Source organism: Enterococcus sp. E5-37 (genome assembly GCF_035726925.1).
Taxonomy (GTDB): domain Bacteria; phylum Bacillota; class Bacilli; order Lactobacillales; family Enterococcaceae; genus Enterococcus_B; species Enterococcus_B faecium.
This window is the reverse complement of the sequence record NZ_JAPMLG010000003.1, coordinates 79384-97294: the sequence shown is the minus strand read 5'-3', so window position 1 is coordinate 97294 and position 17911 is coordinate 79384. Positions and strand designations below refer to the sequence as shown.

The window sequence follows — 17911 nt, the reverse complement described above, 5'->3', positions numbered from 1 at the left end:
GTGATCGAAGGAGAGACACGTCGAAAACAAATCATGCAAACCTTGGCAAATACAGAAAAACCAGTGAGTGCTAGCAAGTTTGCGAAAACTTTTGGAGTCAGCCGTCAGATCATTGTAGGCGATATTGCTTTACTACGAGCTGCAGGTAAAAGTATCGTGGCAACAGCAAGAGGTTATATCCTCGAAACAGAAGAAACCAATACTGGGCACATCAGTAAAATCGCTGTCCAACATGGAAAAGATCAAACAGAAGAAGAACTGAGACTAATCGTTGAAAATGGTGGTGAAATCATTGATGTAATTGTGGAACATCCCCTTTACGGTGAGTTAGCAGGAACTTTGCACATCAAAACGCCACAAGATATCGATTCCTTTATGAGACGTTATCAAAAAAGTAATGCTACTTTGTTATCCGAATTAACAGGCGGCATCCATCTGCATACGATCCGCTACCCAGAAAAGCATATGCTGAAAAACATCAAACAAAAACTAGCTGAAGCAGGAATCCTCTACGAAGGATAACATCGTAGCTGCTACTTTTTATCCTAGAAACTATTCTATCATCTCTGAGATAAACACCCATATGGAAGAAATAAGAAAAAATAAGAAAAGATGCGTATCCAATACACAGAATTTTTTGGAATTGCGATTTCTAGATGTCTATCTAAATTTCGATTAGTGGAGAAACATAAAAAAGGGAAGTGCAGCTTTTGAGCACTCCCCTTTTTTATAAAGCTTTCTTGTAGCATAGTATCGAAGGAACCTGCCAATTCTCTACTCGATTACCAATACGCCTTCTTTTAGTGCAAATGGATTTTGATCGTTGATGTGGTCATAGAACATCACACCGTTGATATGGTCGATTTCATGTTGAACGACGATCGATTCATAATTCTTCAAACGAATCTTGTGTTTTTCACCATTCATATCATAATAAGACACAGTGATTTTGGCATGGCGAACAACATATCCTGGTACTTCTCGATCAACAGATAAACAGCCTTCACCTTCCCCTAAACAAGCATCTTGAACAGAATGGCTCAAAATTTTAGGATTATACATAACAGTACTTAGAGAAGGTCCATCTGCCTCTGGGTCAGGACTTGGTACGTGAACAGCAATGATTCTTTTAGAAATATCTAATTGAGGAGCAGCTAAGCCAACACCGCCTCGTAAGTGTAGTTCTTCAGCTTTGATTGGATCTTGGCTGTTTTTTAAGAACTCAAGCATCTCTTTTCCTAAAGAGATATCTTCTTCGCTTAATGGAAGAGAAACTTCTTTTGCAACTTCGCGTAAGGTCGGATTTCCTTCACGAATGATATCATCCATTGTAATCATGGAATATGTACCCCTTTCTTAAAAGACTGTGTTTCAAGTCTATTTTCGCATTATAGTTTACCACAAAAATGGAAAAGTAGTAGTAAGATTGTTTGAAAACTACCTTTTCTTAATGATTAACTACTTGATTTTCAACCCGGTTTCAGGTAAAGTATAGCTGTGTGCTCTAGGCACATGACCTGCCACTTGGTTAAGCGAATCACCAACGTTTTACTCAGTCGCAGGGGAATAATCGAAAGAGGTGAAAGAAATGGCAATTTCAAAAGAACGCAAGAATGAAATCATCAACGAATACGCTCGCCATGAAGGGGATACTGGTTCTCCAGAAGTACAAATCGCTGTATTAACTGAAGAAATCAACCACTTGAATGAACATGCACGCGTGCACAAAAAAGACCATCATTCATACCGCGGCCTAATGAAAAAAGTTGGTCACCGCCGTAACTTGTTAGCTTACTTACGTAAAACTGACGTTCAACGTTACCGCGAATTGATCAAACGTTTAGGCTTGCGTCGTTAATTTTAGTCAAAAAGAGTGGGATTCACATGAATCTCACTTTTTTTACTCGTATATCAATTAAGTAAAATTCCGTGATCAAGCTAGATGGACTCCTACTAACCAAATGAAAGCTGCTCAAAAGACGGCTTTCGGCAGTTTTCATTTGTTTAGTAGCGTCTTGCTTTCACGAGAAGGAAAAGGAGAAGTTATGTCAGAAAAACAAGTATTCAAAACGACATGGGGTGGCCGTCCCTTACAAATCGAAGTCGGTCAGCTAGCAAAACAAGCAAACGGAGCCGTTTTAGTCCGTTATGGAGATACAGTAGTCTTAAGTGCAGCTGTGGCCTCTAAAGAAGCAAAAGATACAGACTTTTTCCCATTAACGATCAATTATGAAGAAAAAATGTATGCAGCAGGGAAAATCCCTGGAGGTTTCATCAAACGAGAAGGCCGTCCAAGTACGGAAGCAACATTGACTGCCCGTTTGATCGACCGTCCAATTCGCCCGATGTTTGCAGAAGGCTTCCGTAATGAAGTCCAAGTAACGAACATCGTGATGAGTGTAGAAACAGACTGCTCGCCAGCTATGGCAGCAATGCTAGGTTCTTCTTTAGCACTATCAATCTCAGATATCCCATTTGACGGCCCAATCGCAGGCGTAGAAGTTGGTCGTGTAAATGGCGAGTACGTCTTGAATCCAACAGTAGAACAAGCAGAACAAACAGATATCGAATTGACTGTTGCCGGAACGAAACAAGCCATCAATATGGTTGAAAGCGGCGCGAAAGAAGTTTCAGAAGAAGACATGCTTGGTGCATTGCTGTTTGGTTTTGACGCTATCAAAGAGTTAGTTGCTTTCCAAGAAGAAATCGTTCAAGCAGTAGGGAAAGAAAAAATGGAAGTGACTTTACTGCAAGTTGATGAAGTATTGAAAAAAGAAATCTTTGATGCTTCTTACGCTACAATGAAAGCAGCAGTAATGACTGAAGAAAAACTTGCTCGCGAAGATAATATCGAGCAAGTGAAGATCGATATCCGCGAAGCTTATGCTGAGAAATTTGCAGGTCATGAAGATGAAGATCAGTTGTTGAAAGAAGTTAAACAAATCACAGAAGATCTTGAAAAAGATGTCGTACGTGAATTGATCACCATCGATAAGATCCGTCCTGACGGGCGTAAATTGGATGAAATCCGTCCATTGTCATCAGAGGTCAGCTTATTGCCACGTGTACATGGATCAGGTTTGTTCACACGAGGACAAACACAAGCTTTATCAGCTTGTACACTCGCACCTCTAGGAGAGCACCAAATCATTGATGGTTTAGGGGTGGAAGTCAGCAAACGATTCATCCACCACTACAATTTCCCTCAATTTTCTGTTGGTTCTACAGGACGTGCAGGCTCTCCAGGGCGTCGGGAAATCGGACATGGCGCATTAGGTGAACGTGCGTTAGCACAAGTAATCCCTTCAGAAGAAGAATTTCCTTATACGATCCGTTTAGTAGCAGAAGTATTGGAATCAAATGGTTCTTCTTCCCAAGCAAGTATCTGTGCTGGCACATTAGCATTGATGGATGCAGGTGTACCAATCAAAGCACCAGTCGCCGGCATTGCGATGGGACTTGTTTCTGATGGTGAAAACTATACGATCCTAACTGATATCCAAGGGCTGGAAGATCATCTTGGCGATATGGACTTTAAAGTTGCCGGTACAAAAGATGGTATCACTGCTTTACAGATGGATATCAAGATTCAAGGAATCACAGAACAAATCCTAACTGAAGCATTAACTCAAGCAAAACAAGCACGTATGGAAATCTTAGAAGAATTGACTTCAACGATTGCTGCACCACGTGAAGAATTAAGCCAATATGCACCAAAAATCGAAATGATCCAGATCGAACCTGCTAAAATCAAAGATGTTATCGGTAAAGGTGGCGATACGATCAACGGAATCATCGATGAAACTGGTGTGAAAATCGATATCGATCAAGATGGAAAAGTAAGTATTGCTTCAGCTGATGCAGAAATGATCAAAAAAGCTATCAAGATCATCGAAGATTTGACCAAAGAAGTCAAAGTTGGTGAAGTTTATCTAGGAAAAGTTGTCCGTATCGAAAAATTCGGTGCATTCGTCAACTTGATCAAAGGAAAAGATGGACTTGTCCATATTTCTCAATTGGCAAACGATCGTGTCAATAAAGTCGAAGATGTTGTTAAACTAGGTGATGAGATCCTTGTGAAAGTAACTGAAATCGATAAACAAGGACGCGTAAATCTGTCAAGAAAAGCAATGTTGAATGAAGATGGTTCAACGAAAAATGAAGAAAAATAATTTAATTCATAGGAATAATGTGACTTGTGATCGTGAAGGTGACAGGGGAACAATAATTATTCGAAAAAAGGGGACTGTGACAAAAGCCGTGTCACAGTCCTTTTTTTGTGAATAAACGGTGTTCAAAAGCTTGCATCTGCGGTAATAAGTCCAGCCAAGTTAAAAACATTAGGAGCTGTTTTTACTTGGCTGTTTTTATTACTTGATGCAGAACAGCTTTTTCACAACCTCTCCAATAAACGGTGTTCAATCAGCTGTCCCTCGATATTAGCTCAAAAAACGGCAAAATATGAGGAACTATTTTTCCGTTTGTTTCTCTAATACTCAGGTCAAACCGCTGATTTCACAACCTCTGATTCACGGTGTTCCAGAAGCAGCTTCTACGGAAATAAGCTGAACACTTTTGTCACAACTTCTTTTTTTCTGGAGTTTCTTTGCGCATATTTTTGGAGTCCTTCTGAATAAAGCGTAAAATAAAAGTGAGAAATATGGATAAAGGAGGGAAAGAAGATGCTGAATTTTTTATGGTCGTTATTTATCGGCGGTATATTAGGTTTGATAGCTGGCGCAATTTTAGGAAAGGAAGTCCCGGGAGGTGTATCTGGAAATATCATTATCGGTTTTTTAGGTAGTTGGCTCGGCGAATTTTTACTAGGACCACTGGGACCGGAACTCGGCGGTTTTTATTTGATACCAGCATTATTGGGTGCAATTTTTTGCCTTGCTCTTTATTCATTTGTGGCAAGACGTATCAGAGAACGTCCAAAGAAAGAATAATTTTATTCAAATAAGTTGACACTTCAGTGTGTTACTTGGATAATTAGAAGCAATTTAGGAAAGCGGGTGTCATGGATAAGAATATCATCTATCATTCAAGCTTACCTAAAGGATATCCATATAACAAGAAATGAGGGAAAAACGTGGCAACAACGCACAATACCAAAAAGATATCAATGGCTGGCCTGCTTGTAGCGATGGGAGTCGTCTACGGAGACATCGGGACAAGTCCGCTTTACGTTATGAAATCGATTGTTGAAGATAATGGCGGATTGTCAGGAATCAATCCTGATTTTGTTATCGGATCAGTCTCATTGATTTTTTGGACATTGACTCTACTGACAACAATCAAATATGTCGTGATTGCATTGAATGCAGATAACCATGGTGAAGGTGGAATTTTCTCACTCTACACACTTGTCCGAAAAGGTGGGAAATATTTGATCATTCCTGCAATGATCGGAGGAGCTGCCTTACTAGCAGATGGGGTATTGACCCCTGCTGTGACGGTAACGACTGCGATTGAAGGCTTGCGAGGAATTCCGCAGTTTTTTGACCGGTTCGGTAATAACCAGAACGTGATCGTCATTATCACTTTAGTTATTATTTTTGTTTTATTCATGGTCCAACGCTTTGGTACAGATATTGTCGGAAAAGCATTCGGACCAATCATGTTCGCTTGGTTTACTTTTTTAGGCGTAATGGGATTAATGAACTTCAGTCAAGACTGGACAGTTATCCGTGCACTGAATCCTTATTATGCTATCCAGCTGCTTTTTAGTGCAGATAACAAATTAGGCTTGTTCATTCTTGGAAATATTTTCCTGGCTACGACAGGTGCAGAGGCGCTTTATTCCGATCTTGGACATGTCGGCAAACGAAATATTCGTCTGAGCTGGCCTTACGTCAAAATTTGTTTGGTTATCAATTATTTTGGGCAGGCTGCGTGGTTGTTGAATGTTTATCAAAACCCTGAAGCACAGCAAATCAAGAACCTGAATCCATTCTTCCAAATGATGCCTCAAAGTTGGATCGTGATCGGCGTTGCTTTTGCAACAGTCGCTGCAGTCATTGCTTCGCAAGCATTGATTACAGGTTCGTTTACGCTAGTTTCAGAAGCAATCAAGTTGAAACTGCTGCCTCGGTTAAAGATCATGTATCCTGGGAACAGTATCGGGCAAATGTATATCCCAGCAGTCAATCTGATTTTATGGATCGCCTGTTCTCTAGTGGTTGTCACATTCCGAACGTCTCATCATATGGAAGCTGCTTACGGTCTATCGATCACTGTGACGATGTTGATGACAACAGCACTGCTTTACTTTTATCTTATCCAAAATGGGCATTCTCGTTGGCTTGCATATTTAGTTACCTTTTTCTTCGGTGCGATAGAAGTCGTTTTCTTTATCTCAAGTGTTGTCAAATTCTTCCGAGGCGGTTTTGTAGCCGTTCTGATTGGTTTGATCATCTTAGTCGTGATGTTTATTTGGGAACAAGGGAACATTATTCGCGAATCGTCAACCGAGGATGTGTCTTTGAGAGATTATATCCCGCAGCTTAGAGAATTACGTGATGATACTTCTTTACCAATCTATCAGACAAATGTGGTCTTCTTGGTTCCTGATATGGCTGAAGATAAAGTTGGCCGACAGTTCATCTATTCGATTTTAGATAAACGGCCTAAAAGAGCACGAGTCTATTGGTTTGTTCATGTGGAAGTGACGGATGAGCCATATACGAAAGAATATCAAGTAGATATGATGGGCACTGATTTTATTGTCCAAGTGAATCTGTTCTTAGGTTTCAGGGTCCAACAGGAAATCAACGTATATGTTCGCCAAGTCATCCATGATTTGATGAAACAAGGCCGTTTGCCAAAACAGCCACAAAGATACTCTCTGACACCAGGACGGGAAGTTGGTGATTTCCAATTTGTCCTGATTGATGAAGTAGTTTCCAATGTGACAACTCTAGGAAAATGGCAACGTCAAATCATGCAGGCAAAACTGGCAATCAAAAAAATCGCTACTTCGCCAGAAACATGGTTTGGGCTAGAGTACAGCGAAGTAAAACATGAAACTGTTCCGCTTATCATTGGAAATACTCGGAAAACATGGTTGAAAGAGCGGTTGTGAAAGTAGCGCTTTGACCTGAACTAATGCCGAATGTCAGCTACTTGAACACCGTTTATCAGAGGTCATGAAAAAGCTGTACTGCAACAAGCAGTAAGAACGAGCAGATAAAAACAGCTTCTCATGTTTTTCATCTGTTTGGGCTTAATGCCGCAGACGCAAGCTTTTGAATACCGTTTTTATCAGAGGTCATGAAAAAGCTATTTAGCAACAAGTAACGCAATGATTTTGAAGTGATAAGGAGATGTGGCTGAAAAATGCCGCATCTCCTTTTTTATTCCTAAATATGAATACGCATTATTTTCAATCTTTTTGTAGAAAAAGGGTACAATAGAAAAAGAGAAAGGCGGGAGAATATGGTTATCAATTTCATTATTTTATTTTTGATGATTGCAATTACTTCATTTTTTGTAGCAAGTGAATTTGCTTTAGTGAAAATCAGACGATCAAGATTAGAACAACTAGAAAAGGAAAATGTAAAGAACGCCAAGCTAGCTCTTCATGTTACACACCATTTAGATAACTATTTATCAGCTAGTCAATTAGGAATTACGCTAACCGGTTTGATCATCGGGTGGGTCGGTGAAGGATCTGTCGCGGCTTTACTAGAACCAGTGATCGGTAAACTACCTTTTAGTTCGGCTATTAGCAGTACAATCTCTGTGGCGCTGGGATTTATTTTAGTTACGTATATCGATGTGGTTATTGGCGAACTGCTTCCTAAGAGCTATAGTATCGTCAATACGGAGAAGGTCGTCTTGTTCGTAGTTAAACCACTTCATTATTTTTATAAAGTAATGTTTCCTTTTATTTGGGTATTGAATCATTCAGCTGCAGGGCTAGGGAAGCTATTAGGTGTGCGTCTCGTATCTGAAGGAGAAGAGACATTGTCTCAAGAAGAGCTGACATTAGTCGCATTGAATTCTTATGAAAAAGGAGAGTTGACCAAAGAAGAATATCATTATTTGGAAAACGTGTTTGAATTTGATGATACCTTGGCAAAAGATATACAAGTAGACCGTACGTCCATGCAAGTATTCGAAGCTTCAGAAACCGTCAAAGAAGCGATAAGAGCTTCGATTGAACAAGGACATACTCGCTATCCGGTTATCTTAGAATCAAAAGACAATGTTTTAGGTTATGTCACCTTGCCAGATTTGATCAAGCAATCTTATAAAGATGACCAGCTGACAGTAGAACATTTGATTGAAGAGCCGATCGTAACAACTGAAACGATCCCTATAAAAAAATTATTGACGATCATGCGAAAAAAGGGAAAGCATATTGCTATCTTAAAAGATGAATACGGAGGAACAAGCGGTTTAGTGACGATTGAAGATATTTTAGAAGAAATTGTCGGGGAAATCCGAGATGAGACAGATTTGGACGAAGCATTGATAGCGGAACAGTCAGATGGCTCTTATATCATCTCCGGCAAACTAACATTAGATGATTTCCAGCGTTATTTTCATGTAGAGATTCCAGAGTTTGAAGAAACGAATTTTACTACACTTGCGGGCTTTGCTTCTAGCCGATATAAAGAAATAAAAGCAGGAACAATCATTGAGATTGCATCATTTCGTTTCACGGTATTAGAATACCAGCATGCACATATCGATTATTTCAAAGTAGAGTCCACAGAAAGAAAAACAGAATAAAAGAAAAAAGGCTGTGACATTTTTTGTCACAGCCTTTTTGTTATCTAAAAAAACTGTTTTCGGTAAACGAAGAAGATATTTTCAATAAAAGTTTTCATTTTTAGCCGCAACGATTTCTTTTAATCAAGGCTATCTTGCTTCTGCATGTTCTAATGTGAAATGTTCCTCTTCACCCATGTGTTTCAATTGTTTCATCGAACGCATATAAGAGTAAAGCAACACGGCAACAGAACCGATCCAAGCTAAAGGAGAAGCTGCTGCTGCTCCTGGGTATCCCCACATTCCTGTAAGAACGATAGCTGCAAAAGAACGCATAAGCAATTCCATCATACCGGCGATCGTAGGGATCTTGCTTTGTCCAAGCCCTTGAAGTGTGTAGCGTAAAATGAACAGGACTGCTAAGATCCAGTAAAGAGACCCATTGATATTGAAGTAGGTTTGTGCTAATTCAAATACACGTGTTTCTGATGGGCTAACAAACAATTGAACAAAGAAATGACCGAAGAAAATGACGATAGCACCTGCTAAGAGACTAAATCCGACACTCATCAATAAAGTTTGACGTACCCCTTGCAAGATTCGGCCATATTCTTTCGCACCATAGTTTTGTGCAGTGAAAGTTGCCATTGCAATACCAAATGACATCATCGGCTGATTTGCAAATTGGTCGATACGACCAGCAGCGGCTTGAGCAGCTACGACATCTGTCCCTAGACTATTTAGTGCTGCTTGTAACACGATAGCACCAACAGCGATGATCGAAGATTGAAACGCCATTGGCAAAGCAGCGTTTAGGTGTACAGCAAACTCTTCTTTTTCAAATTTGAAATCTTTTTTGCGTAACTGTAACAAAGGCATTTTTTTCTTGATATACACTAGACACAGTACGCTGGAAGAAACTTGTGCGATTACTGTAGCAATAGCTGCACCTTCCACACCCATGCCAAAATAGATAATAAAGATCAAATCAAGTACGACGTTGATGATGACCGCAATGATCAGAAAGAATAGTGGTGTGCGGCTGTCACCAAGTGCGCGAATGACATTAGAAAGCAAATTGAAACTGACTGATGCAAAGATCCCTAATAAAATAATTGAAATAAATGTTTGTGCTTGATCAAGTATTTCAGGAGGAGTTTGCATCAATTGAAGCATCGGACGAATAAACAGGAGACTTAGGACAGTTAAAATCACAGTGACGACAAGACTAATGACAACACTAGCAGCAAAACTTTTCTTCAGACCCCGATAATCTTTTGCACCGTAACGTTGTGCGGTAATAATGGCTAAACCAGCTGTTAAACCTTGGGCAAAGCCAATGATCAAAAATGTCAGGCTTCCAGTTGCACCAACCGCTGCCAGCGCATTTTTACCTAGTGTCTGACCCACGATGATCATATCGATCATATTGTAGAACTGCTGAAAAACATTTCCGATCAGTAAAGGAACAGTGAACATCAAAATCAGTTTAGCGGGGCTTCCTTTTGTTAAATCGCGCATCTTTTAAACTCCTTATATCTTTAAAATTTAGTTAGTAGTATATAGCGTTTATCCTGAGAATACCAATTAGAAATCAATGATAATTTATGAAACTCCATAAAAAGAAGCCAAGAATTGAGTCAAAGAATCAACAACTTGGCCTGGTCTGTAAAATAAGGGACATCCACGTTTATCTATCACCTTAATATTGTCTAATCTCACTTGGTAAAAGGATCGTTTCTCTCGTACCGTCATCATAGGCGTATACTTGAGCAGGGAATTGGTTCGAATAGGCAAACGGCAAATCAATATCCATTTCCACATTGCTTCCTGCTTGAGAAAAATGCATCGTCACTTTTCCACGATTTTCGATCAAATCAAAGGTTAATATATTTTCTAATGGAATGACTCCCTTAAGATCTAGGTCAATAATAAACCATATACTGTCAATCAATTCATCTGGCAAACTTGATACTACACCAACTGAAGCGTAACGGTTGCGGCTGCTATCAAAACTTTCAAACATCTGGTTAACCTCCTTCGAATCAACGAATGTTTTTATTTTTATAATCAATCATAGGATAAACTAGAAATACTTACTTTAACGAGGGTTCATTCTAATAAAGAATCAGGAAAAATGCAACAATAATTGAATACTTTTTTTCAAAGTATAAATTTTTATAAAGGTACGATAAAAGTATGCGAGGAAAAGCTTGGTAAATTAGGATTTTTCGTTTGCAAAGCTATTTGTAAAAGTGGAAGCCTCATATGAAAATAAACGATTAGAAAGAAAAAAAGGCGTGTTAAAAGCTGCTGACCCGCCGCTTCTAACACCACCTGATTGTTTCAGTATTATTCTTCTGTTGAACCGATCACTTCTGGTTCGCCACCTTCACCTGTGCTTTCTTCTTCTTCACTTTGAGCGACTACAGCAGCGATTTGCTCTTCACTGTCGGTCACGAATTTGTAATCATCGTTTTTTGGAAGATCGGCTACTGTAATAGAATCACTTAATTCCAAGTTTGTCACGTCAACTTCAATTCGTTCAGGCAATTTGTCTGGTGTAGCAGATACGACTACTGTATACAAGTTTTGAGCTAACACTCCACCAGATTTAGCACCCACTGATTCGCCAACAAGAACGACTTCTGTTTCGACTTCTGTTTCTTCCGACATGTTTACAGATAGAAATTCTGCATGTTCGAAATGATTGGTAAAAGTGTTCGTTTGGATCTTGTGAACCAATGTATTGACTTTTTGTCCATCGATGTCCATCGTGATGACTGTGTTCGCTCCATGTTCACGCAACAATTTGCTTAGTGTCAAACCATCGAATGAGATAGGGGTACTTTCTACTTTATACCCATAAACAACAGCTGGAACTTTCCCTTCGTGACGAAGTTTGTTTCTTAATGAACGGGGACGTACTTCTCTTTTACTTACTTCTAATGATACTGACATAACCAAAATTCCTCCTTAAAATGTGACTGTCTGCTTTGGTAACGGACAGATTTTATTTAAGTGAATTCTAAAGGCTAATCTCGTGCACATCATCGAAGGCAGGGCGCTTAAAAAAGCGCAAAAGGAGAGATGCGCGCATCTCCCCTTAGAAAGTCAGGATTCAACTTTTCTCCACCAGGTCATTACGCTGTGTATGAGAAATCCAATTCACTTTACTATTTAACCGTAACGTGAACTGTTAATTAAGTCAAGGAATAACTATGATGATGTATTTGCAAGCAAGAATATTCAAGGTATAATTAATTAGTAGTAATAAGAAAGGAAACAGCATGCGTTTAGATAAATTAATAGAAGAAAAATTAGAAACGACACGCAAGGAAATGAAGCGGCTGTTTGCTTTGAAGCAAGTGATGATAGATGGCACAGTCGAATTTCGACAAAATCGAAATGTAGATAGTTTACTGCATCAAATCGAAGTAGCAGGTGAACGCTTAGAAACAAATGAGTCCTATTATCTTCTCAATAAACCTGAAAAAGCTGTTACAGCTGTATCAGATCCAGAAAAGACGACAGTAATCGATCTGATTGCAAGTGCCGATCGTTTCCAACCATTATATCCAGTGGGAAGACTAGATAGAGATACAACAGGACTATTGCTGATCACTTCGAATGGACAATTGGGATATGAAATGCTACTTCCAGAAAAAAAGGTTTCAAAGACTTATCAAGTAGTTGTGAACGAAAGGGTGACACCGGCAGACGTAACAGCATTTGAAAATGGAATCGTATTCGATGATGGGTATCAATGTAAGCCGGCTGATTTAAAAATACTCAAAGCAGACAAGCACCAAAGTACGGTTTTATTGACGATCCAAGAAGGAAAATTCCATCAAGTCAAAAAGATGTTCTTAGCCCAAGGAAAGAAAGTGACCGCATTGAAACGATTAAGCATGGGACCATTGGAATTAGATGAACAGCTGGGAGTAGGCGAGTATCGATCGTTGACATTAGCAGAGATGAAAAAGTTAAGTATTTATTTTAAATAGGAGGTCAAAAAGATGAAATATAAAACTTTATTGTTCGATGTAGATGATACATTGTTAGATTTTCAATTAACTGAAGCCAATGCTTTAAGTGCTTTGTTTGCAGAACAAGGAATCACGTTGACACCAGAAATCAAAACGAGCTATAAGGCTTTGAATCATCATTTATGGCAGGAATTTGAAAAAGGCAGACTATCACGAGAAGAAGTAATAGGCAGTCGTTTTGGGTTACTTTTCCAGCAATTTGGGAAAACAGTAGATAGTGATCAAATGGAAAAACGCTACCGCCACTACTTGAACCAAGGTCATGATCTTGTTCCAGGAAGTCTAGAAATCCTGAAAAAGGTCCATCCGCATGCTGAACTTTATATTGTGACGAACGGTGTGTCGCACACGCAACATCAGCGATTAACAGATGCAGGAATGCTTGATTACTTCAAGGATATCTTTGTCTCAGAAGCTGTCGGAGCGCAAAAGCCGATGAAAGAATTTTTTGATCATGTCTTTTCCCACATTCCTAATTTTGATAAAAAGCAAACTGTGATCATTGGTGATTCTTTGACTTCTGATATCAAAGGAGGAAATATGGCAGGGATCGATACGATTTGGTTCAATAGAAATAAATTACCAGAAATCGAAGAAATCCAGCCTACTTATCGAATCGATTCATTAGAGGAACTTTATTCATTATTGGAAATTGAAAAGGATTAATTTTCAGAAAAATATAGCATTTTCGTGTTTTTTCGCTATAATAGATTAGAATGAAAAAACGGATACGAAAGAGGTTTTAGTCAATGACAAAAAGCAAGCCAATTATCATTGGTGTGACGGGTGGATCCGGAAGCGGAAAGACAAGTGTCAGCCGTGCGATTTTCAACAACTTCCCGGACCATTCCATCATGATGCTTGAACAAGATTCTTATTACAAGGATCAGAGCCATTTGAGTTTTGAAGAACGATTGAACACAAATTACGATCACCCATTTGCCTTTGATAATGATCTGCTGATTCAGCATGTAGGCGACTTACTGAACTATAAAGCCATTGAAAAACCCGTGTATGACTATGTAGCGCATACAAGAAGTCAGGCAACGATCATTCAGGAACCAAAAGAAGTGATCATTCTAGAAGGAATCCTGATTTTAGAAGACGAACGTCTGCGTGACTTGATGGATATCAAAGTATACGTAGATACAGATGATGACATTCGTATCATTCGTCGTATCAAACGGGATATGGAAGAACGGGGACGCACATTGGACTCCGTGATCGAACAATATTTGACAGTTGTTAAACCGATGTATCATCAATTTATCGAACCAACGAAGCGCTATGCGGATATCATTGTTCCAGAAGGCGGAGAAAACCACGTTGCTATTGATTTGATTACAACAAAAGTAGCTAGTTTCTTAAACCATAAATAGTGCGCAGCGAAACAGTTGAACGGACTGCGACCGTTTGAAAAGCAAGGATTCTGCTTTTTGAACAGTCACCAGCCAACTGTTTTTTTATTTATAACAAGAGGTTGTGAAAACAGCATCTTGACCTGAGTATTAAAAAGAAGAAACGGAAAATAGCTGTTTATATTTTACCGTTTTTTGAGCTAATACCGAAGGTCAGCTGATTGAGCACCGTGAAGTAGAGGTTGTAAAAAAGCTGTCTTTGCATCAAGCGTTAAGAGCATCCAAATAAAACAGCTCCTCACGTTTTTTGTTGGGTTGGGCTTATTATCGTAGATGCAAGCTTTTGAACACCGTTTAACGAGAGGTTGTAACAGAAGTGGTCAGATGCAATAAATAAGAAGAAACTTACGAAAATTATTTCTCGAATTTGTGTGAGATTTCGACTTATTTTTTTGAAGAAGCTCTTTTGTAGCACCCCCTAAGGAGGCAGTTTTAATAAATGAAAAAAGATGTGGGGAATATAGATGTCTAAAAAAGGATCAGTTTTACAAAAATGTCTTCAGATCATGCCCATTATTGGTCTGTTTTTTTTCTTTGTGTTGATTCTTTATGCTTATCATCATGGGATTTTTCGATCGAGCACGTCTTTGCAAGCGTTTATCCAGCAATTTGGCAAGTATGCAGTGATGATATTTGTTCTGTTGCAAGTGATCCAAGTGATCATTCCTATTTTGCCGGGAGGGATCTCCTCAGTAGCGGGCATGCTGATGTTTGGCAATGGATTTGGGCTTTTATATAGTTGTATTGGCCTAGTGATTGGGGAAGCAATCGGATTTTTGCTTGTCCGTTACTATGGCGTAGCCTTTGTCCAGCTTATTTTATCGCCAAAAAAGTATCAGAAATTTGATGAATTGCTGACAAGAAAAACGAAAGATATTAAAAAAGTACTAGTTGTTACCTTGCTGCTTCCCTTTGCGCCAGACGACTTGATCTGTCTAGTAGCTGGTTTGACGAAATTATCTTTTAGGGAATTTATGCAGATTGTGATTTTCTTGAAACCATGGTCGGTGGGTGTGTATAGCATGATCATGCTCTTTTTATTCCATCAAGCGCAAGGTCATTTATAATGTAAAAAAGGACGTGGGTGTATGGAAAAAATAAAAGTAACAGAAAATGAACTGGATGAGCTGATGGCAGTCATACAAGAAGTATGGCCGGAAGCTTTTGTGCCGATCATTGGTCAAAAACAAGTGGATTACATGCTGAAAACTTATCAGTCAAAAAAACAGATTCAAAAAGAACTGACAGAAGGTGTGTCCTACTTTTTATTAAAAAGCGAAGAAAAGACGGTCGGTTACACTGCTTATGAAGAGATAAATGGAAAAATTTATTTAAGTAAATTATATTTGCTAAATAAAGTACGTGGTCAAGGATTGACTTCTTCAGTTTTTCGCTGGTATGAAGAACTTGCTGCGCAAACAAAGGAAAGAGAGATCTTTTTGCGAGTGAACCAGGGAAATCATCAAGCAATCGAGGTTTATAAGCATGAAGGATTTGAGATTACAGAAGAACTTGTTTCAGATATCGGTCAAGGATTTCAAATGGTCGATTATAAAATGAAAAAAGCTCTCGCATAAACATAGGAACTGTGTTAAAGTAAATTTATGCGACGGGTCGAGAAGGACTCTGGTTTACAGAGCTCCTAATTGATTTTGGAGGCACAGGATAATTGATTTCTATCTTTATCACCTGCCGGATGCAGGGGTGTCGGGCAAGACTTTTGTGGAGAAGGGCTTGTCTGCTTGAGTAATCAAGTACCGTAAAAATGCAGAAAGAAGCTTATGCTTCTTTCTGCATTTTTTTTTACAAGAATATATTCTGTAAAATTGGTTTATTTCCCCTTTAATGCTAAAATCGAAGAGCAGATTAGTTATAAGACTGTTTAAGGAGCCATTGTCATGTTCGAAAAACTCAAACGATTTGGGCGTAATTTTACACAAACAACGCCCTTTATCTTAAGTAACACGGTTATTTTTATTCCTTATCTTTTATTTCTGGGACTAACAGACTCGCATAATTGGCTGACGATTTTGCCATTTACGCTGTTTTATGCCTTTCGGATGACTGGACTATTTTTAGTCAACAGTCTACGATTTGGTCTAGATAGTTACACGTTGCTGATGATCGCTCTGCTGATTGGTGGTGCTGGTTCATTGCTTGGAATATTAGGCGTATTTTATTTTCCTTTATTTTATTTTTCAAGTGTTTTGCTAGGGCTGAGTGCAGCATGGCTTGTACCTGCTAATACCACGGTCAATTTTCACGAAAAGACGCAAGGTTTTATCAATATGGATGGGAAAAAGTACTTATTTGCAGCTATCTGGCTATTTCTCCTGTATCAAGCGATTGAGTTGCCTGCACCGACTCAGATTGCAGCAAGCTTTACTATTTATACACTTTTTTACGTCATGGCCTACCATACGGTTAGTCATTATCCGCGTTACGAACTGGATTTCAAAGACATCAAAAGAAATCTGGTAGCTACGCGAGAGCTTGTTTTATTTTTGATATTCTTTGGCTTATTGTTTCTTTTGAGAAATGCCCGATTGTTATTCGATGAAAGGCTTTTTGATCTTGCTATTTATGGTTTCTTGCTACTGTTCATCTTGTTCGTGTTTGTTTTAGGACACCAGAAGAAGGAATGGAAGTTGCCAAGCTGGCTAAATCTGTTTACTTTTCTAAATGGAATGCTAGGGAATTTCCTTTTTTTATTTAGCAGTTTTTATGTTGGCATACTGTACGGATTAGAAAAACTTTCGATTTTTATGTATTTGCCTTATGCAGCAGGCTTGATTGCAGCAAAAATAGTCGGACCATGGATTTTGAAACGTTTAACATGGTCTCCATTGGCTATGCAATTGCTTGGACTGAGTTCTTCTTTATTGGTCCTCTTGATTCCAAATGGTTTTGCGATAGGTGTCTTTCTGCTTAGTTTCTGGCACGTAGTAACAGGCAGCTGGCTAAATAAGGAATATTATCAAACTGATGCAGCTATTCCAATGGATCGCCGGATCGTTGTCAAGTATACTACTCAAAATAAAGGGAGTGTGATCCACCAGTTTTTATTGATGACGCTTTTGTTTGTTTTAGCAAAAGAAATGGGAGAGCCAATCCATCTATTATTGATCACGCTGAACCATGAATCAGTGCCGATAGAAAGTGTACAACTGCTTATCTTGGCAAAATGGATCAATGTTGGTCTCTTACTGAGCGGATTAGTAACTGTTTATCATTTATGGAAGAAGGCGAAAAAGAATGAGGCTATTCATTGATGGAGATGGTTCTCCAGTAAAAGAAGATGTCATAAAATTAGGAGAATCCTATGGTCTCGACGTGATTATCGTAACCAGTGTGGACCATTATACGACCAAAGAATACGCTAATCATGTCCAAATCGTCTACGTAGACCGCGGAGCTGATAGTGCGGATTATAAAATCGTCGGTATGGTTAAGAAGAATGACTTTTTGATCACGCAAGATTATGGTTTAGCTTCACTTGTATTGCCGAAGGGCGTCCGAGTGTTCCATCACTCTGGAAAAGAATTTGACGAAGCGAATATCGGCACGCTTCTAGAACAACGTTATCATAGTGGAAAGTTAAGAAAAGCTGGCATAAGGACAAAGGGTCCAAAACCCTTTACGGAGAAAGATCATATGTCTTTTCGTCAAGCGTTAAAAAAGGCAATTGACCAAGGTTTACCAAGTACAGAAGATAGTAGGTAACGA

The 17911-nt window shown here is 39.0% G+C and carries 17 protein-coding genes; 13 read left to right on the top strand and 4 right to left on the bottom strand.

All coding sequences use genetic code 11. The features are described 5' to 3' along the window. Window positions 1–522, top strand: coding sequence for a transcription repressor NadR (locus tag OS138_RS03305; RefSeq protein WP_002294232.1), 522 nt, complete (start codon window positions 1–3; stop codon window positions 520–522). 252 nt (window positions 523–774) lie between these two features. Here OS138_RS03305 and def read toward each other — a convergent pair whose 3' ends face one another. Further along, window positions 775–1338: a peptide deformylase gene (gene def / locus OS138_RS03300; protein ID WP_002289284.1), complete on the bottom strand. Its 564-nt coding sequence runs from the start codon at window positions 1336–1338 to the stop codon at window positions 775–777. A 250-nt stretch (window positions 1339–1588) separates the two neighbouring features. Here def and rpsO point away from each other — a divergent pair, with 250 nt between their 5' ends. The 5 genes from rpsO (at window position 1589) to OS138_RS03275 (ending at window position 8739) form a co-directional block, all read left to right on the top strand. Further along, the gene (gene rpsO / locus OS138_RS03295; RefSeq protein ID WP_002289282.1) at window positions 1589–1858 is read left to right on the top strand and encodes a 30S ribosomal protein S15; all 270 of its coding nucleotides are present in this window, start codon (window positions 1589–1591) and stop codon (window positions 1856–1858) included. Between the two features lie 187 nt (window positions 1859–2045). Continuing rightward, window positions 2046–4172 carry a polyribonucleotide nucleotidyltransferase gene (gene pnp, locus OS138_RS03290; RefSeq protein WP_325069711.1) on the top strand — a complete coding sequence of 709 codons (2127 nt, stop codon included), beginning with the start codon at window positions 2046–2048 and terminating at the stop codon, window positions 4170–4172. 510 nt (window positions 4173–4682) lie between these two features. Then, window positions 4683–4949, top strand: coding sequence for a GlsB/YeaQ/YmgE family stress response membrane protein (locus OS138_RS03285; protein WP_002289280.1), 267 nt, complete (start codon window positions 4683–4685; stop codon window positions 4947–4949). A 143-nt stretch (window positions 4950–5092) separates the two neighbouring features. After that, window positions 5093–7084 (top strand): KUP/HAK/KT family potassium transporter, encoded by a 1992-nt coding sequence (locus tag OS138_RS03280; RefSeq protein WP_086324355.1) that lies wholly within the window; start codon window positions 5093–5095, stop codon window positions 7082–7084. A gap of 353 nt (window positions 7085–7437) precedes the next feature. Beyond that, the gene (locus OS138_RS03275; RefSeq protein WP_104765272.1) at window positions 7438–8739 is read left to right on the top strand and encodes a hemolysin family protein; all 1302 of its coding nucleotides are present in this window, start codon (window positions 7438–7440) and stop codon (window positions 8737–8739) included. 129 nt (window positions 8740–8868) lie between these two features. Here OS138_RS03275 and OS138_RS03270 read toward each other — a convergent pair whose 3' ends face one another. The 3 genes from OS138_RS03270 to OS138_RS03260 form a co-directional block, all read right to left on the bottom strand. Then, the gene (locus tag OS138_RS03270; RefSeq protein ID WP_002289277.1) at window positions 8869–10239 is read right to left on the bottom strand and encodes an MATE family efflux transporter; all 1371 of its coding nucleotides are present in this window, start codon (window positions 10237–10239) and stop codon (window positions 8869–8871) included. A gap of 181 nt (window positions 10240–10420) precedes the next feature. After that, window positions 10421–10744 carry a DUF960 domain-containing protein gene (locus tag OS138_RS03265; protein ID WP_002289744.1) on the bottom strand — a complete coding sequence of 108 codons (324 nt, stop codon included), beginning with the start codon at window positions 10742–10744 and terminating at the stop codon, window positions 10421–10423. Between the two features lie 326 nt (window positions 10745–11070). Then, entirely contained in the window at window positions 11071–11679 is a 609-nt protein-coding gene (locus OS138_RS03260; RefSeq protein WP_325069710.1) for a 50S ribosomal protein L25/general stress protein Ctc, read from the bottom strand. A gap of 329 nt (window positions 11680–12008) precedes the next feature. Here OS138_RS03260 and OS138_RS03255 point away from each other — a divergent pair, with 329 nt between their 5' ends. The 7 genes from OS138_RS03255 to OS138_RS03225 all read left to right on the top strand — a co-directional run bounded on the left by OS138_RS03255 (window position 12009) and on the right by OS138_RS03225 (window position 17908). Continuing rightward, window positions 12009–12725, top strand: coding sequence for a 16S rRNA pseudouridine(516) synthase (locus tag OS138_RS03255; protein WP_325069709.1), 717 nt, complete (start codon window positions 12009–12011; stop codon window positions 12723–12725). Window positions 12726–12737: 12 nt separating this feature from the next. Next, window positions 12738–13433 (top strand): YjjG family noncanonical pyrimidine nucleotidase, encoded by a 696-nt coding sequence (locus OS138_RS03250; protein WP_086324356.1) that lies wholly within the window; start codon window positions 12738–12740, stop codon window positions 13431–13433. Between the two features lie 83 nt (window positions 13434–13516). Beyond that, the gene (gene udk, locus OS138_RS03245; RefSeq protein WP_002289751.1) at window positions 13517–14146 is read left to right on the top strand and encodes a uridine kinase; all 630 of its coding nucleotides are present in this window, start codon (window positions 13517–13519) and stop codon (window positions 14144–14146) included. A gap of 503 nt (window positions 14147–14649) precedes the next feature. Further along, complete coding sequence (locus OS138_RS03240; RefSeq protein WP_002294220.1) at window positions 14650–15252, top strand: TVP38/TMEM64 family protein; 603 nt, start codon at window positions 14650–14652, stop codon at window positions 15250–15252. 21 nt (window positions 15253–15273) lie between these two features. Beyond that, window positions 15274–15762, top strand: coding sequence for a GNAT family N-acetyltransferase (locus OS138_RS03235; RefSeq protein ID WP_002328042.1), 489 nt, complete (start codon window positions 15274–15276; stop codon window positions 15760–15762). Between the two features lie 321 nt (window positions 15763–16083). Beyond that, a complete protein-coding gene (locus tag OS138_RS03230; protein ID WP_002325206.1) occupies window positions 16084–17457 on the top strand; it encodes a hypothetical protein in 1374 nt (457 codons plus the stop codon). Then, window positions 17441–17908: a YaiI/YqxD family protein gene (locus OS138_RS03225; protein WP_002307386.1), complete on the top strand. Its 468-nt coding sequence runs from the start codon at window positions 17441–17443 to the stop codon at window positions 17906–17908. The genes OS138_RS03230 and OS138_RS03225 overlap by 17 nt, the downstream gene beginning before the upstream one ends. Window positions 17909–17911 lie beyond the last annotated feature (3 nt).